The sequence below is a fragment of the Pseudomonas sp. H3_C08 genome, from assembly GCF_054669455.1.
Map to the genome: position 1 here is coordinate 4,300,317 of NZ_CP162803.1, position 25,024 is coordinate 4,325,340.

General features: G+C 58.9%; 20 protein-coding genes. 9 read left to right on the forward strand and 11 right to left on the reverse strand.

Annotated elements, in window-relative coordinates; translation table 11 throughout:
* Positions 1 to 159: 159 nt before the first annotated feature.
* Positions 160 to 1,824, reverse strand: a complete 1,665-nt coding sequence (gene ettA, locus AB4N74_RS19650; protein ID WP_099757230.1) for an energy-dependent translational throttle protein EttA — start codon at positions 1,822 to 1,824, stop codon at positions 160 to 162.
* A gap of 285 nt (positions 1,825 to 2,109) precedes the next feature.
* On the opposite strand from ettA, the gene morA reads away from it, so the two are divergent.
* The 5 genes from morA (at position 2,110) to AB4N74_RS19675 (ending at position 10,620) form a co-directional block, all read left to right on the forward strand.
* Entirely contained in the window at positions 2,110 to 5,958 is a 3,849-nt protein-coding gene (morA, locus tag AB4N74_RS19655) for a cyclic di-GMP receptor MorA (protein WP_093434777.1), read from the forward strand.
* 240 nt (positions 5,959 to 6,198) lie between these two features.
* Positions 6,199 to 7,452, forward strand: a complete 1,254-nt coding sequence (gene glyA, locus AB4N74_RS19660; RefSeq protein WP_093434775.1) for a serine hydroxymethyltransferase — start codon at positions 6,199 to 6,201, stop codon at positions 7,450 to 7,452.
* Between the two features lie 337 nt (positions 7,453 to 7,789).
* Positions 7,790 to 9,103 (forward strand): C4-dicarboxylate transporter DctA, encoded by a 1,314-nt coding sequence (locus AB4N74_RS19665; RefSeq protein ID WP_460096979.1) that lies wholly within the window; start codon positions 7,790 to 7,792, stop codon positions 9,101 to 9,103.
* Positions 9,104 to 9,186: 83 nt separating this feature from the next.
* Positions 9,187 to 9,891, forward strand: a complete 705-nt coding sequence (locus AB4N74_RS19670; RefSeq protein WP_034153832.1) for a FadR/GntR family transcriptional regulator — start codon at positions 9,187 to 9,189, stop codon at positions 9,889 to 9,891.
* A gap of 18 nt (positions 9,892 to 9,909) precedes the next feature.
* Entirely contained in the window at positions 9,910 to 10,620 is a 711-nt protein-coding gene (locus AB4N74_RS19675; protein WP_460096981.1) for a GntR family transcriptional regulator, read from the forward strand.
* 98 nt (positions 10,621 to 10,718) lie between these two features.
* On the opposite strand, the gene yjiA is transcribed toward AB4N74_RS19675, so the two are convergent.
* The 3 genes from yjiA to AB4N74_RS19690 all read right to left on the reverse strand — a co-directional run bounded on the left by yjiA (position 10,719) and on the right by AB4N74_RS19690 (position 14,129).
* The gene (yjiA, locus tag AB4N74_RS19680) at positions 10,719 to 11,690 is read right to left on the reverse strand and encodes a GTPase (RefSeq protein WP_186623973.1); all 972 of its coding nucleotides are present in this window, start codon (positions 11,688 to 11,690) and stop codon (positions 10,719 to 10,721) included.
* Positions 11,691 to 11,849: 159 nt separating this feature from the next.
* Entirely contained in the window at positions 11,850 to 12,047 is a 198-nt protein-coding gene (locus tag AB4N74_RS19685) for a YbdD/YjiX family protein (protein WP_003228401.1), read from the reverse strand.
* Between the two features lie 15 nt (positions 12,048 to 12,062).
* The gene (locus AB4N74_RS19690) at positions 12,063 to 14,129 is read right to left on the reverse strand and encodes a carbon starvation CstA family protein (protein ID WP_093434763.1); all 2,067 of its coding nucleotides are present in this window, start codon (positions 14,127 to 14,129) and stop codon (positions 12,063 to 12,065) included.
* 159 nt (positions 14,130 to 14,288) lie between these two features.
* Here AB4N74_RS19690 and AB4N74_RS19695 point away from each other — a divergent pair, with 159 nt between their 5' ends.
* Positions 14,289 to 14,657, forward strand: coding sequence for a PilZ domain-containing protein (locus AB4N74_RS19695; RefSeq protein WP_093434760.1), 369 nt, complete (start codon positions 14,289 to 14,291; stop codon positions 14,655 to 14,657).
* 118 nt (positions 14,658 to 14,775) lie between these two features.
* Here AB4N74_RS19695 and radA read toward each other — a convergent pair whose 3' ends face one another.
* From radA to katB, 3 genes are read right to left on the reverse strand one after another with little or no spacing between them, the layout of a single operon-like run.
* Positions 14,776 to 16,143, reverse strand: coding sequence for a DNA repair protein RadA (gene radA, locus AB4N74_RS19700; protein ID WP_007909773.1), 1,368 nt, complete (start codon positions 16,141 to 16,143; stop codon positions 14,776 to 14,778).
* Between the two features lie 45 nt (positions 16,144 to 16,188).
* A complete protein-coding gene (locus tag AB4N74_RS19705) occupies positions 16,189 to 16,734 on the reverse strand; it encodes an ankyrin repeat domain-containing protein (protein ID WP_093434757.1) in 546 nt (181 codons plus the stop codon).
* A 59-nt stretch (positions 16,735 to 16,793) separates the two neighbouring features.
* The gene (gene katB, locus AB4N74_RS19710) at positions 16,794 to 18,335 is read right to left on the reverse strand and encodes a catalase KatB (protein WP_093434754.1); all 1,542 of its coding nucleotides are present in this window, start codon (positions 18,333 to 18,335) and stop codon (positions 16,794 to 16,796) included.
* A gap of 286 nt (positions 18,336 to 18,621) precedes the next feature.
* Here katB and mscL point away from each other — a divergent pair, with 286 nt between their 5' ends.
* Positions 18,622 to 19,035, forward strand: a complete 414-nt coding sequence (gene mscL, locus AB4N74_RS19715; protein ID WP_093434751.1) for a large-conductance mechanosensitive channel protein MscL — start codon at positions 18,622 to 18,624, stop codon at positions 19,033 to 19,035.
* A gap of 46 nt (positions 19,036 to 19,081) precedes the next feature.
* Here the strand turns inward: mscL and AB4N74_RS19720 are convergent, their stop codons facing one another.
* Entirely contained in the window at positions 19,082 to 19,858 is a 777-nt protein-coding gene (locus AB4N74_RS19720) for a ferredoxin--NADP reductase (protein ID WP_093434748.1), read from the reverse strand.
* 322 nt (positions 19,859 to 20,180) lie between these two features.
* On the opposite strand from AB4N74_RS19720, the gene AB4N74_RS19725 reads away from it, so the two are divergent.
* Both AB4N74_RS19725 and AB4N74_RS19730 read left to right on the forward strand, forming a co-directional pair.
* A complete protein-coding gene (locus AB4N74_RS19725) occupies positions 20,181 to 20,894 on the forward strand; it encodes an autoinducer binding domain-containing protein (RefSeq protein WP_460096983.1) in 714 nt (237 codons plus the stop codon).
* A gap of 177 nt (positions 20,895 to 21,071) precedes the next feature.
* On the forward strand, positions 21,072 to 22,196 hold the full coding sequence (locus tag AB4N74_RS19730) for a methyltransferase (RefSeq protein ID WP_460096984.1): 1,125 nt from the start codon (positions 21,072 to 21,074) through the stop codon (positions 22,194 to 22,196).
* A 72-nt stretch (positions 22,197 to 22,268) separates the two neighbouring features.
* Here AB4N74_RS19730 and AB4N74_RS19735 read toward each other — a convergent pair whose 3' ends face one another.
* The 3 genes from AB4N74_RS19735 to AB4N74_RS19745 form a co-directional block, all read right to left on the reverse strand.
* The gene (locus AB4N74_RS19735; protein ID WP_095048725.1) at positions 22,269 to 22,436 is read right to left on the reverse strand and encodes a DUF2474 domain-containing protein; all 168 of its coding nucleotides are present in this window, start codon (positions 22,434 to 22,436) and stop codon (positions 22,269 to 22,271) included.
* A 79-nt stretch (positions 22,437 to 22,515) separates the two neighbouring features.
* Positions 22,516 to 23,523 (reverse strand): cytochrome d ubiquinol oxidase subunit II, encoded by a 1,008-nt coding sequence (gene cydB, locus AB4N74_RS19740; RefSeq protein ID WP_093434736.1) that lies wholly within the window; start codon positions 23,521 to 23,523, stop codon positions 22,516 to 22,518.
* Positions 23,524 to 23,526: 3 nt separating this feature from the next.
* On the reverse strand, positions 23,527 to 24,969 hold the full coding sequence (locus tag AB4N74_RS19745) for a cytochrome ubiquinol oxidase subunit I (protein WP_093434734.1): 1,443 nt from the start codon (positions 24,967 to 24,969) through the stop codon (positions 23,527 to 23,529).
* Positions 24,970 to 25,024 lie beyond the last annotated feature (55 nt).

The window sequence follows — 25,024 nt, forward strand, 5'->3', positions numbered from 1 at the left end:
CAGTTACAGCCCCTTCGCGAGCAAGCTCGCTCCCACATTTGAAATGCGTTCCCCTGTGGGAGCGAGCTTGCTCGCGAAGGGTTCGACTCGGTTAAACCTGAAAAACACAAAAAAAAACGGAGCCCGAAGGCTCCGCTCTTTTATGCCACCAACCCGATATCAGGCCAGTTTCTTGTGACGTACCCGGTGTGGCTGAGCAGCCGCTTCGCCGAGACGCTTTTTACGATCCGCTTCGTACTCGGTGTAGTTGCCTTCGAAGAACACCGCTTGCGAGTCATCTTCGTACGCCAGGATGTGCGTCGCCACACGGTCCAGGAACCACCGATCGTGAGAGATCACAATGGCAGCGCCCGGGAAGTCCAGCAGGGCTTCTTCCAGGGAACGCAGGGTTTCCACGTCGAGGTCGTTGGACGGTTCGTCGAGCAGCAGGACGTTGCCGCCCTCCTTCAGAGTCAGCGCCAGGTGCAGACGACCGCGCTCACCACCGGACAGATCCTTGACGAACTTCTGCTGATCGCCGCCCTTGAAGTTGAAACGACCGACGTAGGTACGCGACGGGATCTCGTAGTTGCCGATGCGGATCTGGTCGGAACCGTCGGAGATTTGCTGGAATACAGTCTTGCTGCCATCCAGGTCATCACGGCTCTGGTCAACGCAGGCCAGTTGCACGGTTTCACCGACTTCGATGCTGCCCGAATCCGGTTGTTCCTTGCCCATCAGCATGCGGAACAGGGTCGACTTACCGGCACCGTTACCGCCGATCACGCCGACAATGGCGCCTTTCGGCATCGAGAACGACAGGTTGTCGATCAGCACGCGATCGCCGTAGCCCTTGGTGACGTTCTTGAATTCGATGACCTTGTCGCCCAGGCGCGGACCGGCCGGGATGTAGATCTCGTTGGTTTCGCTGCGTTTCTGGAATTCCTGCGATTGCATTTCTTCGAAGCGTTGCAGACGCGCCTTGGATTTCGACTGGCGGGCTTTCGCGCCTTTGCGCACCCACTCCAGTTCTTCTTTCATGGCTTTTTCGTGCGCCGACTGCTGCTTGGATTCAGCGGCCAGACGATCGGACTTGGCTTCAAGCCAACCGGAGTAGTTGCCTTCGTATGGAATGCCCGCGCCGCGGTCGAGTTCGAGAATCCAGCCAGCGACGTTATCGAGGAAGTAACGGTCGTGCGTGATCGCTACCACAGTGCCCGGGAAGTCGTGGAGGAAGTGCTCCAGCCACGCCACCGAGTCGGCGTCCAAGTGGTTGGTCGGTTCGTCGAGCAGCAGCATGTCCGGCGCGGACAGCAGCAGACGGCACAGGGCCACACGACGCTTTTCACCACCGGACAGGTGTTCTACTTTGGCGTCCCAGGCCGGCAGACGCAGCGCATCGGCGGCGACTTCCAGTTGACGCTCAAGGTTGTGACCATCGCTGGCCTGCAGGATCGCTTCGAGTTTGGCTTGCTCGGCGGCCAGCTTGTCGAAGTCGGCATCCGGATCGGCGTAAGCGGCGTAGACCTCGTCCAGACGCGCTTGCGCATCCTTGATCACGCTGACCGCTTCCTCGACCACTTCACGCACGGTCTTGGTCGGATCAAGTTGTGGCTCTTGCGGCAGATAACCGATGTTCAGGTCCGGCATCGGACGGGCTTCGCCCTCGAACTCGGTGTCGACGCCAGCCATGATTTTCAGCAGCGTGGACTTACCCGAACCGTTGAGGCCGAGTACACCGATCTTGGCGCCGGGGAAGAACGACAGCGAAATGTTTTTGAGAATTTCCCGCTTCGGCGGAACAACTTTGCCCAGCCGATGCATGGTGAAGACGTATTGAGCCATGGAGAACCTTGGGTCAGTGACAGATGAATGATTGCAGCGCAGGCGAAGCCCGGCCAGACCATGCGCGTCGTTCACTTGATGGTTATCAATGCGTGCGCGCTGAAAAAGTCTGAGTCTAGGAGCTGGAACGCTCCCGCGTAACCGGCAAAGCTACCTGAATGATGAAAGGCAGTCCAGCCGCGCGGGGCTGGCACTTCGCCACGACTCAAGGCATGCTAGCCGCCCTTTGGGCGTCCGGCTTATAGTGCACGTCGCGCCAGTCCAGCCAAATCGCAGGATCACAGCTTGTCCAATGTCACTCCGCCAGCTTCTGTGAGCAGCACCCCACCGGCGCCCGGCTCGTCCCTGCGCGGTACATTAAAGGGTGCGCTGGCGACGCTCGTGCTTTTATTGCTGGCGTTGCTGTTCTGGCAACTGCTCGATCAACTGCGCGAAACCCAGAAAAACCAGCGTCAGTACACCATCGATTACACCGCCGACCTCGCCGCGCAGGTCAGCCTGAACATGGCGCTGAACGCGCAAATCGCCCTCAATCTGCTACCGATCGTCGAACAACCGCAATCAGCCGACGAACAGCAGGTGCTATTGCGCAAGCTCCAGCAATCCTTGCCTGACCTGCGCAGCCTGGCCCTGCTCACCCCTTCCGGCAAAATCATCAGCGACAGTGACGACAACAGCCACGACGCCAGCTACCTCACCGAACTGGTACGCCGCAGCCGTGCACAGGCGCATTACTTCAGCAACGCCGACGACGGTTCTGTGGTGCATCTGTTATTGCATCAGGCCAGCGGCAGCACGCGCGGTTATTGGGCATTGCGCCTGACGCCGACGTTCTTCGACTCGCTGACCAAACAGGGCGAAACCGGCATCCGCCCATTGTGGCTGGTGGAAAACCGCCTCAATCATCAGATCATCAGCCGTGACGAAGCGCAGCCCTCGGCCAAGGCTGGCGTCTTGAGTCCGGACGACATGGCCAACACGGTGTTGACCGTGCCGCTGAGCAGCAGCGACTGGCAGTTGCGTGGTCTGTTTGACCGCCAGCGCGTGCTCGAAGAACTGCTGCCGGCGTTCATCGGCAAATGCCTGCTGGGCCTGGCGTTCTCGATGTTGCCGGTGATTGCCCTGCTCAACATGCGCCGGCGCCAGCGCCAGTTGCATGAGGGTCGCCGGCGTTATCAGGACATCTTCGAAGGCACTGGCGTGGCCCTCTGTGTGCTGGACCTGTCCGGTCTGAAGCAGGTCTTCGACAAGGCGCAGATCCAGACCAGCGACCAGCTCAAGGCCTGGCTCGACCAACCGGCGCAACGCCAGCAACTGTTGCAGGAACTGCGCGTCACCGAGGTCAACCAGGTCGCGCTGCAACTGCTTAACGTCAACTCCTGCGAGCACGCCTGGCAGCTGTTGATCGACGGCCATCCGCACCGCCAGTGCGCCATCGGCAATCAAGTGCTCGACGCCGTGTTGCAGCAACAAAAGCAGCTGGAACTGGAAATCAAACTGCCGGACATCAACGGCCGCGACCAGCACCTGTGGATGGTGTTGCGTCTGCCGACCGAGCAGCACGACTACAAAGCGGTGATCCTCAGCATCAACGACATCACCAGCCGCAAGCTGATCGAACTGTCGCTGCTCGAACGTGAAGGCTTCTGGTCAGACGTGGTGCGCACCGTGCCGGATCATCTGTATGTGCAGGACGTGATCAGCCAGCGGATGATTTTCAGCAACCACCACCTCGGTCAGACCCTCGGCTACAACCGCACCGAACTGCACCAGATGGGTGAGTATTTCTGGGAAATCCTGCTGCACCCGGAAGATGCGGACTACTACCATCGCTCGCGGCAGATGCAGCGCCACGCCGGTTACAGTCAGTTGCTCCAGTGCCAGTTGCGTTTCCGCCATCGCGACGGCAAATGGCGGCGTTTCGATATTCGCGAACAGGCACTGGCACGGGACAAACACGATCAGGTCACGCGGATCATCGGCGTGGCCAAGGACATCACCGAACAGATCGAAGCCAGCGAATCCCTGCGCGACAGCGAGCAGCGCTACCGCATGCTCGCCGAAAGCATCAGCGACGTGATTTTCTCCACCGACAGTAAGCTCTCGCTGAACTACGTCAGCCCGTCGGTGCAGGCCGTGCTGGGTTATGACGCCGAGTGGATTTTCCAGAACGGCTGGCAATCGACCATTGCCAACCCGCAGCAACTGAGCGGCATCTACACGCTGATGGATCGCGTCAGCAAGGCGTTGGACAAACCCGAGCAACTGGCGGTGTTGCGCAACCAGGTACAGACGCAATTGTTCCTGTTCGACTGCCTGCGCGCCGATGGCCGCAAGATCCCGATCGAGCTGCGTCTGGTGCTGGTGTGGGATGAACATGGCGCGTTCGAAGGCGTACTCGGTGTCGGTCGCGACATCAGTCAGCAGCGCCGCGCCGAGAAAGACCTGCGCATGGCCGCCACGGTTTTCGAACACTCGACCTCGGCGATCCTGATCACCGACCCGGCCGGTTACATCGTGCAAGCCAACGAAGCCTTTAGTCGCGTCAGCGGTTATGCCGTGAGCGAAGTGCTCGACCAATTGCCGAACATGCTCACCGTTGATGAGCAGCAGGACGCGCACCTGCGCTACGTGCTCAAACAATTGCATCAACACAGCACCTGGGAAGGTGAAGTCTGGCTCAAGCGCCGTAATGGCGAGCATTACCCGGCGTGGGTCGGCATCACCGCAGTGCTCGACGACGAAGGCGATCTGGCCAGTTACGTGTGCTTCTTCAGCGATATCAGCGAGCGCAAGGCCAGCGAGCAACGGATTCACCGCCTCGCCTACTACGACGCCCTGACCCACTTGCCGAACCGCACGCTGTTCCAGGATCGTCTGCACACCGCGCTGCAATCGGCCGAGCGGCAGAAGTCGTGGGTAGTGCTGATGTTCCTCGACCTCGACCGTTTCAAACCGATCAACGACTCCCTCGGTCACGCCGCTGGCGACCGCATGTTGAAAGACATGGCCACGCGCCTGCTGGCCTGCGTCGACGATGACGACACCGTGGCGCGCATGGGCGGCGACGAATTCACACTGCTGCTGCAACATCGCTCCAGCCGCGAACTGGCGCTGAACCGGGCGATTCATGTGGCCGAGCAGATCCTTGGCAGCCTGGTGCGGCCATTCGTGCTCGAAGGTCGCGAGTTCTTTGTCACGGCCAGTATCGGCATTGCCCTGAGTCCACAGGACGGCAATGAACTCAGCCAGTTGATGAAGAACGCCGACACCGCGATGTACCACGCCAAGGAGCGCGGCAAGAACAACTTCCAGTTCTATCAGGCCGACATGAACGCCAGTGCGCTGGAGCGTCTGGAACTGGAAAGCGATTTGCGCCACGCCTTGGAACAGAACGAATTCGTCCTGTATTACCAACCGCAATTCAGCGGTGACGGCAAACGCCTGACCGGCGCCGAAGCGCTGTTGCGCTGGCGCCATCCGCGCCGTGGCCTGGTGCCGCCGGGGGATTTCATTCCGGTGCTGGAGGAGCTGGGTCTGGTGGTGGACGTCGGCGACTGGGTGATCAGCGAGGCGTGCCGTCAGTTGAAGACCTGGCACCAGAATCGCGTGCGTGTGCCGAAGGTGTCGGTGAACATCTCGGCGCGGCAATTCTCCGATGGCCAGCTCGGCACGCGGATCGCCACAATCCTGCGTGAAACCGGCCTGCCACCGGCGTGTCTGGAGCTGGAGCTGACCGAAAGTATCCTGATGCGCGAAGTCAGCGAAGCGATGCAGATTCTCGCCGGGCTGAAAAACCTTGGCCTGAGCATTGCGGTCGACGACTTCGGCACCGGTTACTCATCGCTGAACTACCTAAAACAATTCCCGATCGACGTGTTGAAGATTGACCGCACCTTTGTCGATGGTTTGCCGTCCGGTGAGCAGGACGCGCAGATCGCCCGGGCGATCATCGCCATGGCGCATAGCCTGAATCTGGCGGTGATCGCCGAGGGCGTGGAAACCCATGAGCAACTGGACTTCTTGCGTGAGCATGGTTGCGATGAGGTTCAGGGGTATCTGTTCGGCCGACCGATGCCGGCGGGACGGTTTGAGGCGCAGTTCAGCAATGATGCACTGTTCATGTTCGACTGAAGATCTGCGGCGCGCCCTTCGCGAGCAGGCTCGCTCCCACAAGGGATTGATGTCGGTCAGGAAATCGCAAGAGCACCTCGGTTACTGTGGGAGCGAGCTTGCTCGCGAAGAGGCCTTCAAAAGCACCGCACATCTGTCATGAACGCCACTTGTCTGCGACATGATGTCGTTTCATATGCCATCCAAAACCCATTGGGTTAGAATGCCCCCCTTTTCTGCCCCCGATCCTTGAGGACCGCCATGTTCAGCCGTGATTTGACTATTGCCAAGTACGACGCCGACCTTTTTGCCGCCATGGAGCAAGAAGCTCAGCGCCAGGAAGAACACATTGAGCTGATCGCTTCGGAAAACTACACCAGCCCAGCGGTGATGGAAGCTCAAGGCTCGGTCCTGACCAACAAGTACGCTGAAGGCTACCCAGGCAAGCGTTACTACGGTGGTTGCGAGTACGTTGACGTTGTTGAGCAACTGGCCATCGACCGCGCCAAGGAACTGTTCGGCGCCGATTACGCCAACGTTCAGCCGCACGCCGGTTCGCAAGCCAACGCTGCCGTTTACCTGGCCCTGCTGCAAGGTGGCGACACCATTCTGGGCATGAGCCTGGCCCACGGTGGTCACCTGACCCACGGCGCCAGCGTTTCCTCCTCCGGCAAGCTGTACAACGCCGTACAGTACGGCATCGACGCCAACGGCCTGATCGACTACGACGAAGTCGAGCGTCTGGCGGTTGAGCACAAGCCGAAAATGATCGTGGCCGGTTTCTCTGCCTACTCGCAGATTCTCGACTTCCCACGCTTCCGCGCCATCGCCGACAAAGTCGGTGCTTACCTGTTCGTCGACATGGCTCACGTAGCCGGTCTGGTTGCCGCTGGCGTTTACCCGAACCCGGTGCCTTTCGCTGACGTCGTGACCACCACCACCCACAAGACCCTGCGCGGTCCACGTGGCGGCCTGATCCTGGCTCGCGCCAACGCCGAGATCGAGAAGAAGCTGAACTCCGCGGTATTCCCGGGCGCCCAGGGTGGCCCGCTGGAGCACGTGATCGCCGCTAAAGCGATCTGCTTCAAGGAAGCGCTGCAGCCTGAGTTCAAGGCCTACCAGGAACAAGTGGTGCTGAACGCCCAGGCCATGGCCGAAGTGTTCATCGAGCGCGGTTTCGACGTAGTGTCGGGCGGTACCAAGAACCACCTGTTCCTGCTGTCGCTGATCAAGCAGGACATCTCCGGTAAAGACGCCGACGCCGCGCTGGGCAAAGCGTTCATCACCGTGAACAAGAACTCCGTGCCAAACGATCCACGCTCGCCGTTCGTCACGTCCGGCCTGCGCTTCGGTACTCCGGCTGTGACCACTCGCGGCTTCAAGCAAGCCGAGTGCAAAGAGCTGGCTGGCTGGATCTGCGACATCCTGGCTGACCTGAACAACGAAGCGGTGATCGACGCCGTTCGTGAGAAAGTCAAAGCCATCTGCAAGAAACTGCCGGTATACGGCGCTTAATTGCGACGTTAAACCCGCAGCATGAAAAACCGGCCAAGTGATTGGCCGGTTTTTTTTCGCCCCTGATTTCCCGTGTAGGAGCTGCCGAAGGCTGCGATCCTTTGATCTGGGTCTTAAAAACGAGATCAAAAGATCGCAGCTTTCGGCAGCTCCTACACGTGGTTTTGGCCACTGGTCAGACCGGTCATGCCAATTTTGATATTTTCACTTGTCATCCCAAAAAAACCGAGCGTAGACTGCAACCGCACTGGACATACCGGTAAGACCACAATAATTAAGTCCTGAATCTGATGCGTTCAAGCGCACGGCAGCCAGGACACCGACCAGGATTCCTCCCATGCTCAGATGGTGCTCGCGTTCAATCTTCCTCCAAGTGGTTCTCGGACTGATGCTCGGCATCGTCTGCGGGCTGACCCTTCCTGAATACTCGGCCCAGCTCAAACCGCTCGGCGACGGTTTCATCAAACTGATCAAGATGCTCATCGGCCTCATCGTGTTCTGCGTGGTGGTCAGCGGCATCAGCGGTGCCGGCGATCTGAAGAAGGTCGGGCGCATCGGCCTCAAATCGGTGATCTACTTCGAAGTCCTGACCACCATCGCGCTGGTGATCGGCCTGGTCTTCGCCTTCAGCACCGGCATCGGCAGCGGCGCGAATATCCATCTCGAGCAATTGTCCGCCGCCGATATGGGCGATATCGCCGAACGCGGCCAGCACATGCACACCACCACGCAGTTCCTGATGGACCTGATCCCAACCTCGGTGATCGGCGCCTTCGCCGACAACAACATCCTGCAAGTTCTGCTGTTTTCGATGCTGTTCGGCAGCGCGTTGAATCTGGTCGGTGAAGCGGCCTCCGGGATTTCCCGACTGATCAACGAACTCAGCCATGTGATCTTCCGCATCATGGGCATGATCGTGCGTCTGGCACCGATCGGCGTGTTCGGCGCCATAGCCTTCACCACAAGCAAATACGGCCTCGATTCGCTGCAGCACCTGGGCAGTCTGGTCGGTTTGTTCTACCTGACCTGCATCGCATTCGTCAGCGTGATTCTCGGTCTGGTGATGCGTGCTTCCGGCCTGCGCATGTGGCCGCTGTTGAAGTATCTGCGTGAAGAACTGCTGATCGTCATGGGCACGGCATCGTCCGACGCCGTGCTGCCACAGATCATGCGCAAACTCGAACACCTCGGCATTGGCAGCTCGACCGTGGGTCTGGTGATTCCGACCGGCTACTCGTTCAACCTCGATGGTTTCTCGATCTACCTGACTTTGGCCATTGTGTTCATTGCCAACGCCACCGGCACGCCGCTGGCCATGACCGATTTGCTGACGATTCTGCTGGTGTCGCTGATCACCTCGAAAGGAGCCCACGGGATTCCCGGTTCGGCACTGGTGATTCTCGCAGCGACGCTGACCGCGATCCCGGCTATTCCGGTGGTCGGCCTGGTGTTGGTGTTGGCGGTGGACTGGTTCATGGGCATCGGCCGGGCACTCACCAATCTCATCGGCAACTGCGTCGCCACGGTGGCGATCGCCCGTTGGGAAAAAGACATTGATGTACAGCGAGCCAACAAAGTACTGAGCGGCCAGCAGGGCTACACCTTTCAGCCGCGTAAAACAGCAACTCCGGCGCACCAGCAGGAGTTCTGATTTCAACCCTGCAGGCGCTGCCGCAAGCGGCGATCTTTTGATCGAATTTGCGGCGGCCCTCGCAGGCACATGGAGCAAGACAAGTGATTACCACATCAACCGTCGTCAACTCAGTAGTAGAAAAACTCCGCGCCGCATTGGCCCGTGGCCAGTGGCGCTCCGGCGACATGCTGCCAGGCCAGCGTGAACTGGCCGAACAACTGGGTATCAGCCGCCCGAGCCTGCGTGAAGCGGTGATCGTCCTGGAAACCCTTGGCCTCGTACGCTCGATGCCAGGCAAAGGCGTAGTCGTACTCGACGCGCAACTCAGCGACAGCCAAAGCCATGACAGTGCAGTCGCCGGCGCCAGCCTCGAAGACGTGCTGCAACTGCGCTACACCCTTGAGCCGTTCATTGTCGGTCTGGTCGCACAATCGATCAGCAGCAAGGAAGTCGGCCAGTTGCGCCTGACCCTGATGGACATGCGCGAAGCCCTCGAAGCCGGCGACAGTGAGGCCGGGGTCAGCGCCTACATCGCCTTCCACGAAGAGCTGTTCACCCTGACCTCGAATCCGATCTTCCAGAGTGTGGTGCAGCAAACCAGCAACGCACTCAAGCAGAGTGCCGAGGTGCTGCGCAATTCCCCTGAACATCTGGCGGAACGCCTCGAAGAAAACGAAGCCGTAGTCCGCGCGATCCGCAGCAAGAACAGCGCCCAGGCCAGCGCCGAAATGCGTCGGCATATTCTGCGCGAAGGCCAGCGCATGGGCATTGAGCTGAATATTCCGGAAGACAACTTGAGTCGCTGATCCAATGGGAGACCGGTCATGAACAGTTTCGCCTCACCGTCGCCAACACGATCGACTACTGCCCCCCTGCCCTTCTCCCGCCTGCGCACACCGGCGGAGGATCTGTATCCGCGACTGTTCGATGCGATTCTGGAACAGCGCATCGATTCGGCCAGCCGTTTTACCGAGGACAGTTTGAAAGAGATGTTCGGCGCCAGTCGCGCCGATGTGCGCCGGGTGCTGACCCAACTGTCCCATGAGCACGTCATTGTCTTGCGCGCCAATCACCGGCCGCGGGTGGCGGCACCTGATCGGGAACAAACGCGGCAGGCCCTGCATGCGCGGCGGCTGACCGAGAGCACGCTGGTGCGTCTGGCCTGTCAGCGTCCGCAGGCAGACGATTTGAAGCACCTTCGCACGCTGATCGAGCGCGAACGTCAAGCGGTCGAGCAGGATCGGCGGGGTGCGGCGATTCGCTTGTCCGGGGAGTTTCATCTGCAATTGGCACAAATGGCGGGGAATGCACCACTGGCGCATTTTCTTGGCAGTCTGGTGCCGCTGACGTCACTGGCGATTGCGCGAAGTGAGGGCCAGACGCATAGCTGTTGCGCTTGGAAGGAGCATTTGGCGTTGGTGGAAGCAGTAGAGCGAGGCGATGCTTCCAAGGCCGGGATGCTGATGAATCGGCATTTGGATCTTCTTGAACAGGCACTGCTCGGTTCAGACCTTGAGCATTGTGCTGTCGGTTAGATAGCTATCGCGAGCAGGCTCACTCCTACATTTGAAATGCGTTCCCCTGTAGGAGTGAGCCTGCTCGCGATGGCGTCATTACGGGCACCGAAAGCCCATCAGGCAGAAGCCACTCTGGCAAACCCCGCCCGAATCTTCTCTTCCGGCAAATCATCGGCAATAAACACAATCACACTTTCCCGCGCCTCACCCTCGGCCCATTCGGTATCCCAGTCAAAACCATAAAGCTTCAACACCCCCTGAAACACCAGGCGCCGATCCTCACCCGCGATGTTCAGCACACCTTTGTAACGCAACAATTGCTTACCGTGCTCTTCGAGCAATTCATTCATGAACTCGCTGAGCTGATCGATATCCAGCGGCTGATCGGTGCGCAATACCAGACTCGAAATACGATCAATTGACGGCGCCTTGCTCACCGGACGCAGGCTCAATCCGCCGCCGAGATCGGCGTTGAGGTTGAAGCCGCGCACATCAAGAAGTTCTGCCAGATCAATGGTGCCGTGCTCGACTACACGAATCGGCGCCCGGCGGTTGATCCGTGTCAGCCGTTCGCTCAGCGCGTTGAACGTGGCTTCGTCGACCAGATCGGTCTTGCTCACCAACAAGCGGTCGGCAAAACCGATCTGCGCCTGGGCGATGGTCTGGGTCAGGTGTACGTCGGCGTGGGCGGCATCGACCAGGGTGATGATGCCGTCGAGCAGGTAGCGCTCGCGCAATTCCTCATCGATGAAAAAGGTCTGCGCCACGGGTGCCGGATCGGCCAGGCCGGTGCACTCGATGACCAGACGATCGAACGCGATCTCACCGCTGTCCAGCCGTTCAAGCAGCAGGTACAGCGCTTTGGTCAGGTCTGTGTGAATGGTGCAGCACACGCAGCCGTTGGCCAGGGTCATGACTTGCACCGGCTCATCACCGAGCAACTGAGTGTCGATGCCAGCGTCGCTGAATTCGTTTTCGATCACGGCGATTTTCAGGCCGTGCTCGGCTTTGAGGATATGGCGCAGCAAGGTGGTCTTGCCGGCGCCGAGGAAACCGCTGAGTACCGTGACCGGGATGGGAGAGGACAAAACTCGATCTCCTTCAAATGAATGAACAACACAAAAACAAATGTGGGAGCGAGCTTGCTCGCGAAAGCGGTGTGCCAGTCAAATTATTCATCAACTGACATTCCGTATTCGCGAGCAGGCTCGCTCCCACAGGGATTACCTCAACCTTGCGCTGTCAGCTCAACAGCACTTCGGCCCACCCTTGCCACCGTAACGCGCCTCCTGACGTTCGCGAAAGAACATCTCGTAGCTCATCACCGGTTTGTCCGGGTGCTTGGTTTGCATATGCTCGACGTAGGTGTCGTAGTCGGGCATGCCGACCATCAGACGCGCGGCCTGACCGAGGTATTTACCGAGGCGACTCAGGTCATTGAACATGGTGCAATCCTCTGGTTACGCATCCGGCAGGGCCTGGAATGGCGATTCTTTATCCGTACGCTCTTTCTTGCCCCAGGCGGCGATGCCGACCTTCAGCGCATAGAACAGGATGCTGAAGACCACGAACAGGAACAGCGCGGTAAGCGTTGCGTTGGTATAAGCGTTGAAGATCACGTGCTGCATCTGCTCGACGCTTTTTGCCGGTGCCAGCACCTGACCGTTAGCCAGCGCATCGCTGTATTTCTTGGCCAGCGACAGGAAACCGATCGCCGGGTTGGCATCGAACAGTTTGATGAAGCCAGCGGTCGTGGTGCAGATCAACAGCCAGGTGGCTGGCAGCAGGGTGACCCAGATGTAGCGCTGACGCTTCATCTTGATCAGCACCACGGTGCCGAGCATCAGCGCGATACCGGCCAGCATCTGGTTGGAGATACCGAACAATGGCCACAAGGTATTGATGCCGCCCAACGGATCGATCACGCCTTGGTACAGCAACCAGCCCCACATCGCCACACAACCGGCGGTGGCGATCAGGTTGGCAGTCCACGACTCGGTGCGTCTCAGCGCCGGCACGAAAGAACCGAGCAGATCCTGCAGCATGAAGCGCCCGGCACGGGTGCCGGCGTCCACAGCCGTCAGGATGAACAGCGCTTCGAACAGAATCGCGAAGTGGTACCAGAACGCCATGGTGTTTTCACCCGGCAGGACACTGTGCAGGATCTGCGCGATACCGACCGCCAGGGTCGGCGCACCGCCGGCACGGGCCAGAATGGTGGTTTCACCAATGTCATGCGCCACGGCTTGCAGCGCTTCCGGCGTGATCGCGAAGCCCCAGCTGGAAACCACTTGCGCAACCGATGCGACATCACTGCCGACCACAGCAGCCGGGCTGTTCATGGCGAAGTACACGCCAGGCTCGATCACCGACGCGGCAACCATGGCCATGATTGCCACGAACGATTCCATCAGCATGCCGCCGTAGCCGATATAACGGGCGTTGGTTTCGTTATCCAGCAGCTTCGGCGTGGTGCCCGAAGAAATCAGTGCGTGGAAACCCGATACCGCGCCGCAGGCGATGGTGATGAACAGGAACGGGAACAGACCGCCCTTCCACACCGGGCCAGTGCCGTCGACGAACTGGGTCAGCGCCGGCATTTTCAGCTCGGGCATGGTGATCAGAATACCGATCGCCAGGGCGACGATGGTGCCGATTTTCAGGAACGTCGACAGATAGTCGCGCGGTGCCAGAATCAGCCAAACCGGCAGCGATGCAGCGACGAAACCGTAACCGACCAGCATCCAGGTAATCTGCACGCCGGTGAAGGTGAAGGCCTTGGCCCACACCGGATCAGCGGCGATCTGACCACCGAGCCAGATCGACCCGAGCAGCAGCAACACGCCGACCACGGAGATTTCGCCGATGCGGCCCGGGCGGATGTAGCGCATGTAAATGCCCATGAACATCGCGATCGGGATCGTCGCCATTACGGTGAAGATGCCCCACGGGCTCTCGGCCAACGCTTTAACCACGATCAGCGCCAGCACCGCGAGGATGATGATCATGATCAGGAAGCAGCCGAACAGGGCGATGGTGCCGGGCACGCGGCCCATTTCTTCACGCACCATGTCGCCCAGGGAACGGCCGTTGCGCCGGGTCGACATGAACAACACCATGAAGTCCTGCACCGCGCCCGCCAGCACCACGCCGGCAATCAGCCAAAGCGTGCCGGGCAAGTAGCCCATCTGCGCGGCCAGCACCGGGCCGACCAGAGGTCCGGCGCCAGCGATGGCGGCAAAGTGGTGACCGAAAAGAATGTGTTTGTTGGTCGGCACATAGTCCAGACCATCATTGTTGAGCACGGCGGGGGTTGCCCGACGCGGGTCCAGTTGCATCACATTGTTGGCGATGAACAGACTGTAGTAACGGTACGCAACCAGATAAATGGCCACAGCGGCGACCACAATCCACAAGGCGTTGATTGCCTCGCCGCGGCGCAATGCCACTACGCCAAGGGCGCACGCTCCTACGATTGCCAGCACTAGCCAGGGTAAGTGGCGTAGCAGGCTATTATTATTTTTCATTTTATTATTCCAGCCAGGGTGGACAAGAAAGACAGCCACCCCGAGTTTAGCGCTTACGGCGCCAAAGGCCATACCCCGACGTTGGTCTAGACGCTTTAGCGATTGGCTGGCGCCCGCATTCGCGGTCTATAGTCAGCGAACCTTCATGAGGATTGCGCCATGAGCGAGCACCCAGCTGAGCGTCGCCGCTTCAAACGTATCGCGTTCGATGCCAAGACTGAATTGAGTCAGGGCGAGTACATCTGGCCGGTCAAATTGATTGATCTGTCGCTCAAGGGTCTGTTGATCGATAAACCCGAGCCGTGGCTAGGTGATCGGGAGCGGCATTTTCTGGTCGATATTCATCTCAACGATGAGGTCGGCATCAAGATGGAGGTGCAACTGACCCACGACGACCATGGCCAGCTCGGCTTCGTCTGCAAGCACATCAGCCTGGAGTCCATCGAACGCCTGCGGCGCTTGATTGAGTTCAACCTGGGTGACCCGCAGGAGCTGGAACGCGAACTGGGTGCCTTGATCGAAATCTAGCCATCACTGCAAATCCCCTGTGGGAGCGAGCGTGCTCGCGAAGACGGTGTGTCATTGAGCAATGCTGCCGACTGACACGACCCCTTCGCGAGCAGGCTCGCTCCCACAGGTTCGGAGTTCACTCAAACAATGCGTCGAGGGCCTGTTCGAGGCGGGTCACGGCGATGATCTGCAAACCCGGAGGCGATTCCTTCGGCGCATTGCCCTTCGGCACGATCGCCCGCTTGAAGCCATGCTTGGCCGCCTCCTTCAGACGCTCCTGCCCACTCGGCACCGGGCGCACTTCGCCGGAAAGACCCACTTCACCAAACACCAACAGGTCATGCGGCAATGGCCGGTTGCGCAGACTCGACATCACCGCCGCCATCAACGCCAGATCAGACGCCGTTTCCAGCACCTTCACGCCACCCACCACGTTGAGGAACACGTCCTGATCATGGGTCGGAATGCCGCCATGGCGATGCAAAACTGCGAGCAACATCGCCAAACGGTTTTGATCCAGCCCCAGCGTCACCCGACGCGGATTGGCCAGATGGCTGTCATCAACCAGCGCCTGCACTTCCACCAGCATCGGCCGCGTGCCTTCCCACGTGGCCATGACCACGCTGCCGGGGACTTCTTCCTGCGCACGAGTGAGAAAAATCGCCGAAGGGTTGGAGACTTCTTTCAACCCCTTGTCGGTCATGCCGAACACACCGAGTTCGTTGACCGCACCGAAACGGTTTTTCACCGCACGCAGCAAACGCAAACGCCCATCGGACTCGCCTTCGAAATACAGCACGGTGTCTACCATGTGCTCCAAGACGCGAGGACCGGCCAGCGCGCCCTCCTTGGTCACGTGGCCGACGAGAAAAATCGCCGTGCCGCTCTGTTTTGCATAACGCACCAGCAGCGCCGCGCTCTCACGTACCTGGGAAACACCGCCGGGGGCCGATTGCAGCTGTTCGGTGAAGATCGTCTGGATCGAGTCGATCACCATCACCTTGGGCTTTTCCTGACGGGCGGTGGCGATGATGGTTTCGATGCAGGTTTCGGTCATTACCCGCAGTTGATCCTGCGGTAAGCCGAGGCGCCGGGCACGCATGGCCACTTGCTGTTGGGATTCTTCGCCGGTGACGTAGAGAGCCGGCATGCTTTTGGCCAGGTTGCACAATGTCTGCAACAGAATGGTCGATTTGCCGATACCCGGATCACCGCCGATCAGCACCACAGAGCCGTCGACCAGACCGCCACCGAGGACCCGGTCCAGCTCACCGGACGCTGTGGAAAAGCGCGGAATTTCTTCGATGCTGACTTCGGCCAGGGTCTTGATCTGCGCCTGCTGCCCGGCCCAGCCGGTGCGGCCGGTCGGTGCCGTGGCGCCGCCGCTTTCGATCATGGTCTCGGTCAGGGTGTTCCAGGCGCCGCACTCGCCGCACTGGCCCGCCCACTTGGGAAAGGTTGCGCCGCACTCGGTGCAACCGTACATGCGCTTGGCCTTGGCCATCAGAACCCCCGACAAAAACCGCGATGATAACGCACGTACCGCCGATCAGCGCGGCGCCGCACTACGGATTTCGCCACTGGCCAGACGCGCGGCGCTATTACCCAACGGATCTTCGGCATTCAGGTCCGCGCCCTTGGCCTTCAGCGCATCGAGCAATTCCAGACGCTTGAACAATCCGGCGTACATGGCTGCCGTCTGCCCGGCGCCATTGCGCTGATCGGGGCTGCAATCGGTGGCCATCAAGCGTCGGGCGATCTGTACTTCACCTTTGAAAATCGCCCCCATCAGCGCGGTGTTGCCACGTTGATCCTGGGCACAGGCATCGGCGCCGGCTGCAAGTAAACGCTCCACGGCCGGAGCCTGACCGTGATAGGCCGCCAGAATCAGCGCGGTGTAACCCTTGCTGTCGCGGGTGTCGAGGGAATAGCCGGACTCGATGAACGTGTCGAGCATCGGCACATCACCGCGTCGGGCCGCATCGAAGTAATAGTCGCGCAGTTGGGCCTGGATTGCCTCGGGACTCTGCTCGACCGGTGCCGCCCATGCCGCGAACGACAGGCAACCGGCCAAGAATAAAAGACAGCTTCGCATCAGCATTCTCCTTTAACGGAACGGGGCCTGACTCAGGCCCCGCGTGCGCTGCATCGGTATCAGTCGACCAGTTTCGCTGCCAGCGCCTTGACCCGGCTCAGGTCGCCTTTGGCCACTTCAGTGACGCCAGTGCCATATTCCGGATCGGCCTTATAAAGGAAGGACAGGATGATGTGCTTGCTCTCATCATCGGTGGTTGCCAGCGAGCCGCCGAAGCTGTCGATCAAGTCCCGGCGTTCTTGCTTGCTGAACGAGCGATACAGATCGCCGGCCTGCTTGAAGTTCTGCTCACGCTGGATTTTCGCCTGCTGGGTGCTGCCCGATAGCGCCGATTGGCTGTAACGCGCGCTTGGTGTCTCGTCACGGGGTTGCAGTCGGCTTGGCTGGTAGTTCACACCGCTGTTGCTGGCACCGAAGTTCATTGCGCCATCCTGATTGCCATTGTTCACGGCAACTTTCGGCGCATTGATCGGCAATTGCAGGGCATTGGCACCCAGGCGATACATTTGCGTATCGGCATAGGAGAACACTCGACCTTGTAACAAACGGTCTTCGGAAGGTTCGATACCTGGAACTACATTGGCTGGCGCCATGGCCACTTGTTCGGTTTCCTGGAAGACATTCGCCGGATTACGGTTCAACACCATTTGTCCAACTTTTCGCTCAGGAATACCTGGCCAGATCTTGGTAGCGTCTAATGGATCAAATTCAAACTTGGACAAATCTTGTGGTTTCAGCACTTGAATGTACAAGTCCCATTTCGGGAAGTTACCTTTATTAATGTTGCTCACCAGGTCATTGGTCATATGACTGTAGTCTTGACCCTGGACGTTCGCGACTTGTTTTGGCGTGAGGTTATTAAGTCCCTGCAAGCTCTTCCAGTGAAACTTGACGTAGTGGACTTCACCCTTGGCGTTAATCAACTTGTAAGCATGAACACCATTACCGTCCATTTCTCGATAACTGGCCGGCGTTCCCGAGTTCGAATACAACTCGGTCAGGGTACGGGTGGCTTCCGGTACATGGGAGAAGAAGTCGAATCGGCGCGAATCGTCATCTAGGTTAGTCCGAGGGTCCGGTTTGAACGCATGCACCATGTCCGGAAACTTGATCGCGTCACGGATGAAAAAGGTCGGGAAATTGTTGCCGACCAGGTCCCAGTTGCCGTCGGCCGTGTAGAACTTGGTGGCGAAACCTCGTGGATCGCGCAGGGTTTCCGGCGAGTGATTACCGTGCACCACCGCAGAGAAGCGTACGAACACCGGTGTGCTCTGGCCAGCAGCAAACACTTTGGCCTTGCTCAGGTCGCTGAGATCGTTGGTGACCGTGAACGTGCCATGGGCGCCAGTGCCGCGGGCGTGAACCACGCGCTCGGGAATGCGCTCGCGATCGAAGCGCTGCAGCTTCTGAATCAACTGTACATCCTGCAGCAGCACCGGGCCGCTGGCACCGGCGGTCTGCGAGTTCTGATTGTCGCCGACGGCGGCACCGTTATCGCGGGTCAGGGGCGCGGCGTTAACCGAAAAGGTCAACAGGCTGGCGGTGAGTACACCGAGGGTGCGGCGACGGGGAAAAGCCCCCAGTCCAAGTGCGGAATTCATATCAGGATCCTCTGGTTGTTTTGGGGCGCATCCAGATGCGCCAACCCAAGGCTAGAGGCCTGCGGCGTTGAACATAAATAGAAAGAACGTAACACCATGATTGAGAAAATTGGCTTTCCGATCAGCGAGTTACCGTATATTTCGCGCGCGATTGATGGCACTTTGCAAACTAATCGCCAATTGATGTGTCGATAAAAACGGGCATTGTAAGAAGGTGTTTCGCGCAGGACGCGTTTTGCTGATTTACACTGCGTACACCAAACTCATCTGTAACAAGGAAATAACTATGGGCGTGCTTAGCGAGTTCAAGGCCTTCGCGGTCAAAGGCAATGTGGTCGACATGGCCGTTGGTATCATCATCGGTGCTGCCTTCGGCAAGATTGTTTCGTCATTTGTCGGTGACGTCATCATGCCGCCAATCGGCCTGTTGATCGGTGGGGTGGACTTCAGTGATCTGGCCGTCACGCTCAAGGCCGCCGAGGGCAATGCGCCTGCAGTGGTAATGGCCTACGGCAAATTCCTGCAGACCATTCTGGACTTCGTGATCGTCGCGTTCGCCATTTTCATGGGTGTCAAAGCGATCAACCGCCTCAAACGCGAAGAAGCCGTGGCCCCTACCCTGCCACCGGTTCCGACCAAGGAAGAAGAGTTGCTGGGCGAGATCCGCGACTTGCTCAAGGCCCAGAACACCCGGCCCTGAATGCTGTGCACGATAGAAACAACGGCGCCTTCGAGGCGCCGTTTGTTTACCAGTAATTTTCCACAGCCACCTGACCGGGCCGGCGGGTCAGGCTGAGGCTCATGTGGCGTTTTTTCAGCAGCGCGCGGGTGTCATCGATCATCTGTGGATTGCCGCACAGCATGACGCGCGAGTGCTCCGCCGACAGCTCCACACCCGCGACGCGCTCCAGTTCACCATTTTCAATCAGGGTAGTGATGCGCCCGTGCAATGCGTCAGGATGCGCTTCACGCGTCACCGTCGTGATGAACTGCAATTTGTGCGCATGTTCGCTGAGGTATTCACGCTGCGTGAGTCCGGCAATCAACGCCTGATAGGCCAACTCCCGCGCCTCGCGCACGCTGTACACCAGAATGATTCGCTCGAATTTTTCCCAGACTTCGAAGTCCTGCAAAATCGACAGAAACGGCGCTACCCCGGTGCCTGTGGATAACAGCCACAGATCGCGACCGTCGACGAAACGGTCCAGCGTCAGGTAGCCGAAAGCCTGGCGATCCACCAGCAAGGTGTCGCCGACCTGCAGCCGACTCAGCTCACTGGTGAACTCCCCGCCCGGCACGACAATGGAAAAGAACTCAAGAAACTCGTCAAAAGGCGACGACACCATCGAATAGGCACGCCACACAATGCTGCCATCGGCTTTGGCCACACCGAGCCTGGCAAACTGCCCGGCGCGGAAACGGAACCCTGCATCCCGACTGGTACGCAAGGTAAACAGGCTTGGGGTCAAGGGTTGAACATCAAGCAATGTCTGCGTGGTGTATTTCTCGGCACTGGCGGTCATGAGGCACTCCATTGAACGATTGCTGCCAGTGTCGCGCATATTGGTCGCCTTAAACACCGACGATGAGTAATGGCATTCAGCTATTCACCTACATGAATAGAAACTCAACTCATCAAGAAACCTTAAATGCAAAACTGAAAGTTAGGATGACGACCTGAATACTAAACGCCGTCATTCGCTAAGAACTTTTTATAAAAACATTCCCACCATCAATATCGAAAAAATTTAATACCCCTTGTATGAAACGTCCTACACTCCGTTGCGTGCCGGATCTTTTGGATCCATTTTGCGCCCCCCCAGCAATACCAATGGAGACTCTGTAATGGAAACGTGGAAGGAGTCGCAGTTAAAGCAACTGACTTTCGCCAGAGATATAGACGCTGCTTATACGATTCTGTTGAGATTCGCCGAAAACCTGGGCTTTAATTTTTGTGCCATTTCGGTTACTTCACCCAATCGGGAACTACGTCTTGATCCCTTGCAAATCAACAACTACCCCAAAGAATGGAACGCACAATATGATCAGAAACATTACAGTAAAATCGACCCACTAATAGCACACTGCAATCACTCAATGATGCCCATCGTCTGGAGCGAATCGGTATTCGCAGAAAAGCCTCAGCTTTGGCAGGGTTTGCAGCAATATGGACTGCAATATGGCTGGTCACAGTCGTTCCACCATGAGCAAAGCGGTTTGTGCAGCATTATCAGCCTGGCGCGCAAGCATTGCCCCATCAGTCCTCTGGAGTTGTATGAACATTTTGGTTATATGTTCTACGCCACCAGTCACCTGAGTGAACTGTTCGCCAGGACGCTGCCGCCCCAATCTCTCAAGCCCCGCCAACCGCACCTGTCGCCCCGCGAACTGGAGGTTCTGCAATTATCAGCCGGCGGCAAGACCGCTTATGAGATTTCGAAAATCCTCAGCCTGAGCGAACGCACCGTGAACTACCACGTGCAGAACGTCATCGAGAAACTCAACGTCTGCAACAAGATTTCCGCTGTCATCGCGGCCGCCAGAGCCGGCATCATCTAATCAAGCAGTCTTGCGTCCCCTATAAAACGTGCAGGTAATAACCAAGAAAAAAACGTACCATTCGCGACCCTCCTGAGTGATGACGTGAACATTCGGCGTTGCAGTACACTCGGTCGGTGCCGCAGCACAATGTCAGGGCTGTGGAACACCCCGTTGATTACCCTGAGTTCCCGCCCCATGCCTTTGCTTGATACGCCCTTTGCCCAACTCGACCTGATCCGCCAGCCCGAACAGCAGAACGAACCGCTGCAAGCCTTCGATGCCGCTGACGAATACCTGCTCAACCATCTGGCGGCCCAGCAACCGGCGGCGGACACGCACGTATTGGTGCTCAACGACAGCTTCGGGGCCTTGGCTGCCAGTTTGTCAGGCAAGGTCAGGGTCAGTAGCAGCGGTGACTCATTCCTCGGTTTCCAGGGGTTGGAAAAAAACCTGCTGCGCAATGGTCAGGCATTCGACGCTGTTCGCGGGATCCCCGCCAGCGAGCCATTGGTCGGACCGTTTGATCGGGTGCTGATCCGCGTGCCGAAAACCCTTGCACTGCTGGAAGAACAACTGATCCGTTTACAGGGGCAACTCGCGCCCGGCGCTGAAGTCGTCGCAGCGGCCATGGTCAAACACCTGCCACGCGCCGCCGGTGATCTGCTTGAACGCTACATTGGTCCGGTGCAAGCCTCGCTGGCGGTGAAAAAGGCTCGCTTGTTGATCGCCACGCCTGAAGCAAAAGCCCCGGCCGTCTCGCCCTACCCGTCACGCTATCGCCTCGACGAGCCACCGATCGAGTTACTCAACCACGCCAACGTGTTCTGTCGCGAAGGCCTGGACATCGGCACGCGTGCGTTCCTGCCGCATCTGCCGAAAAACCTGGGCAACGCCCGCGTCGCCGATCTGGGCTGTGGCAACGGTGTACTGGCAATCGCGAGTGCTCTGCAAAACCCTGATGCGCAGTACACGCTGGTCGACGAGTCGTACATGGCGGTGCAATCGGCTAGCGAAAACTGGCGCGCAGCGCTGGGCGACCGCGAAGTGATCGTGCGAGCCGGCGACGGCCTGGCCGGACAGGAAGCGCAGTCGCTGGACGTGGTGCTGTGCAATCCGCCGTTCCATCAGCAGCAAGTGGTGGGCGATTTCCTCGCCTGGCGCATGTTCCAGCAGGCGCGCGAAGCGCTGGTAGTGGGTGGCGCGCTGTACATCGTCGGCAACCGTCATCTGGGTTACCACAGCAAACTGGCGCGGCTGTTCCGCGGCGTCGAGCAAGTGGCCGCCACGCCAAAGTTCGTCATTCTCAAAGCGCGCAAGTAAACCTCAAGGCAAAAAAAACCCTCCGTGAGGAGGGTTGCAAAACCGTACCCGAAGGCGCCGGGACGGGATGATTCAGTGCGTGGTCAGGCCTGCCGCGTTCATGAACAGGCGCATCAGGCTGGCGGCGATAAACAGCACGCCGACGCTACCGACCCAGATCAAGGCCAACCAGCCGAGCCGCTGCCACAGCGGTTTTTTTTCGGCTTCTTCAATGTCGTGCAGGGAATGTTTGCCGGTCATTGTTTCGATCCTCATCAGTCAGATCGATGGCGCCGTTGCCGACGCCATCGCGAGCAAGCTCGCTGCCAAAGGGTTTCGCTTAGTGATAACCGTCCTCATGGGTGACCTTGCCGCGGAACACGTAGTAGCTCCAGAAGGTGTAACCCAGGATGAACGGAATGATGAACAGCGTACCCACCAGCATGAAGCCCTGACTTTGCGGCGGTGCGGCGGCGTCCCAGATCGAGATCGACGGCGGCACGATGTTCGGCCACAGGCTGATGCCCAGACCGCTGTAGCCGAGGAAGATCAGTACCAGGGTCAGCAGGAACGGCATGTAATTGGCATTGCGCGCCACGGCGCGGATCAGGCCGTACATTGTCACCAACACCAGAATCGGCACCGGCATGAACCAGAACAGGTTCGGCATGCTGAACCAGCGCGAAGCGATTTCCGGGTGTGCCAGCGGTGTCCACAGGCTGACGACACCGATCACCGCCAACAGCACGAATGCCAGTGGCCGCGCCAGATTGTGCATTTGCTCTTGCAACTTGCCTTCGGTTTTCATGATCAGCCAGGTGCAGCCGAGCAAGGCATACGCCACCACGAGTGCGGCGCCGCAGAACAGGGTGAACGGTGTCAGCCAATCCAGTGAGCCGCCGGCGAACTGCCGATTGACCACCGGCAAGCCGTCGATGAACGCGCCCAGCGCCACGCCCTGGAAGAACGTCGCCGCCACCGAGCCGCCGATAAAGGCTTTGTCCCACAAGTGGCGCTTGTCGTCCTTGGCCTTGAAGCGGAACTCGAACGCCACGCCGCGGAAGATCAACCCGATCAGCATGAATATCAGCGGCAGATACAGCGCCGACAACACCACCGAATAAGCCAGCGGGAAGGCGCCGAACAACGCCGCGCCGCCCAGTACCAGCCAGGTTTCGTTGCCGTCCCAGACCGGGGCGACCGTATTCATCATTACGTCACGGTCGACTTTGCCCGGGATGAACGGGAAAAGAATCCCGATGCCCAGATCGAAGCCGTCCATGACCACGTACATCATGATGCCGAAGATGATGATCACGGCCCAGATCAGCGGAAGATCAATACCCATGGCTCAAATCTCCTTGGTCAGGCTGGGGGTGTCGTGATCGGCATCGGCCGAATCGTCGGCGGCGGACAACGGACGCGCCGGCGTACGCTGCTTGCCTGGACCACCGTCCGGCGTCTCAGCGCCTTCGCTGATCTTCGGCCCTTTGCGCACCAAGCGCATCATGTAACCGAGACCTGCGCCGAACAGGGCGAAATACACCACCACAAACATGATCAGGGTGATGCTCATCTGCATGAAGCTGTGGTTTGAAGACGCATCCGCCGTGCGCATCAGTCCGTAGACCACCCACGGCTGACGACCGATTTCGGTGGTGAACCAGCCAGCGAGAATCGCGATCAGGCCGGAAGGCCCCATCCACAATGCCAGATAGAGGAACGGGCGCGAGGTGTAGAGCGTGTCGCGCTTACGCAGCCACAGGCTCCACAGACCGGTGAAGATCATCAGGAAACCGAGGCCGACCATGATCCGGAACGACCAGAACACAATGGTCGAATTCGGCCGGTCTTCCGGCGGGAATTCCTTGAGCGCCGGCACCTGTTTGTCCAGCGAGTGAGTGAGGATCAGGCTGCCGAGGTACGGGATCTCCACGGCGAATCTGGTTTTCTCTTCTTTCATGTCCGGCCAGCCGAACAGGATCAGCGGCGTCGCTTCGTCGCCCTTGTTTTCCCAGTGACCTTCGATCGCGGCGATTTTCGCCGGCTGATGTTCGAGCGTATTCAGGCCATGGAAGTCGCCGATGACAGCCTGGATCGGCGCGACGATCAGCGCCATCCACATCGCCATCGACAGCATCGTGCGGATCGCCGGATTGTCCTTGCCGCGCAGCAAGTGCCAGGCCGCCGAAGAGCCGACGAAGAACGCCGTGGCGACAAACGCAGCCGTTGCCATGTGCATCAGACGATAAGGGAACGAAGGGTTGAAAATGATTGCCAGCCAGTCGGTGGGGATTACCTGACCGTTGACGATCTCGAAGCCCTGCGGAGTCTGCATCCAGCTATTGGACGCGAGAATCCAGAACGTCGAAATCAGCGTGCCGATGGCCACCATGACGGTGGAAAAGAAGTGCAGCCCACGTCCGACCTTATTCCAGCCAAACAGCATCACCCCGAGGAAACCGGCCTCAAGGAAGAATGCCGTGAGCACTTCATAGGTCAGCAACGGCCCGGTGACGGCACCGGCGAAGTCCGAGAAGCGGCTCCAGTTGGTGCCGAACTGGTAGGCCATGACGAGCCCCGAGACCACGCCCATGCCGAAGTTGACGGCAAAGATCTTCGACCAGAAATGGTAAAGGTCACGGTAGGTGTCGTTATGGGTTTTCAGCCACAAGCCTTCGAGCACCGCGAGGTAACTCGCCAGGCCGATGGTGATGGCCGGGAACAGGATGTGGAACGAAATGGTGAACGCGAACTGAATTCGGGCGAGATCGAGTGCCTCTAAACCGAACATAAGTCTTCCTCTGTCAGGTAATACCGGCTTCGGGGCTTGTGGCCCCTGCGCCTAC

Excerpts from the sequence above, each read along its gene's own strand:
- AB4N74_RS19720 (WP_093434748.1), bottom strand. The coding sequence starts at position 19,858 with ATGACCGCCAGTGCCGAGAAATACACCACGCAGACATTGCTTGATGTT.
- mscL (WP_093434751.1), top strand. The coding sequence starts at position 18,622 with ATGGGCGTGCTTAGCGAGTTCAAGGCCTTCGCGGTCAAAGGCAATGTG.
- AB4N74_RS19705 (WP_093434757.1), bottom strand. The coding sequence starts at position 16,734 with ATGCGAAGCTGTCTTTTATTCTTGGCCGGTTGCCTGTCGTTCGCGGCA.
- AB4N74_RS19690 (WP_093434763.1), bottom strand. The coding sequence starts at position 14,129 with ATGAAAAATAATAATAGCCTGCTACGCCACTTACCCTGGCTAGTGCTG.
- glyA (WP_093434775.1), top strand. The coding sequence starts at position 6,199 with ATGTTCAGCCGTGATTTGACTATTGCCAAGTACGACGCCGACCTTTTT.
- AB4N74_RS19685 (WP_003228401.1), bottom strand. The coding sequence starts at position 12,047 with ATGTTCAATGACCTGAGTCGCCTCGGTAAATACCTCGGTCAGGCCGCG.
- AB4N74_RS19730 (WP_460096984.1), top strand. The coding sequence starts at position 21,072 with ATGCCTTTGCTTGATACGCCCTTTGCCCAACTCGACCTGATCCGCCAG.
- AB4N74_RS19675 (WP_460096981.1), top strand. The coding sequence starts at position 9,910 with ATGAACAGTTTCGCCTCACCGTCGCCAACACGATCGACTACTGCCCCC.
- radA (WP_007909773.1), bottom strand. The coding sequence starts at position 16,143 with ATGGCCAAGGCCAAGCGCATGTACGGTTGCACCGAGTGCGGCGCAACC.
- AB4N74_RS19725 (WP_460096983.1), top strand. The coding sequence starts at position 20,181 with ATGGAAACGTGGAAGGAGTCGCAGTTAAAGCAACTGACTTTCGCCAGA.
- AB4N74_RS19745 (WP_093434734.1), bottom strand. The coding sequence starts at position 24,969 with ATGTTCGGTTTAGAGGCACTCGATCTCGCCCGAATTCAGTTCGCGTTC.
- AB4N74_RS19665 (WP_460096979.1), top strand. The coding sequence starts at position 7,790 with ATGCTCAGATGGTGCTCGCGTTCAATCTTCCTCCAAGTGGTTCTCGGA.
- AB4N74_RS19695 (WP_093434760.1), top strand. The coding sequence starts at position 14,289 with ATGAGCGAGCACCCAGCTGAGCGTCGCCGCTTCAAACGTATCGCGTTC.
- cydB (WP_093434736.1), bottom strand. The coding sequence starts at position 23,523 with ATGGGTATTGATCTTCCGCTGATCTGGGCCGTGATCATCATCTTCGGC.
- katB (WP_093434754.1), bottom strand. The coding sequence starts at position 18,335 with ATGAATTCCGCACTTGGACTGGGGGCTTTTCCCCGTCGCCGCACCCTC.
- AB4N74_RS19735 (WP_095048725.1), bottom strand. The coding sequence starts at position 22,436 with ATGACCGGCAAACATTCCCTGCACGACATTGAAGAAGCCGAAAAAAAA.
- ettA (WP_099757230.1), bottom strand. The coding sequence starts at position 1,824 with ATGGCTCAATACGTCTTCACCATGCATCGGCTGGGCAAAGTTGTTCCG.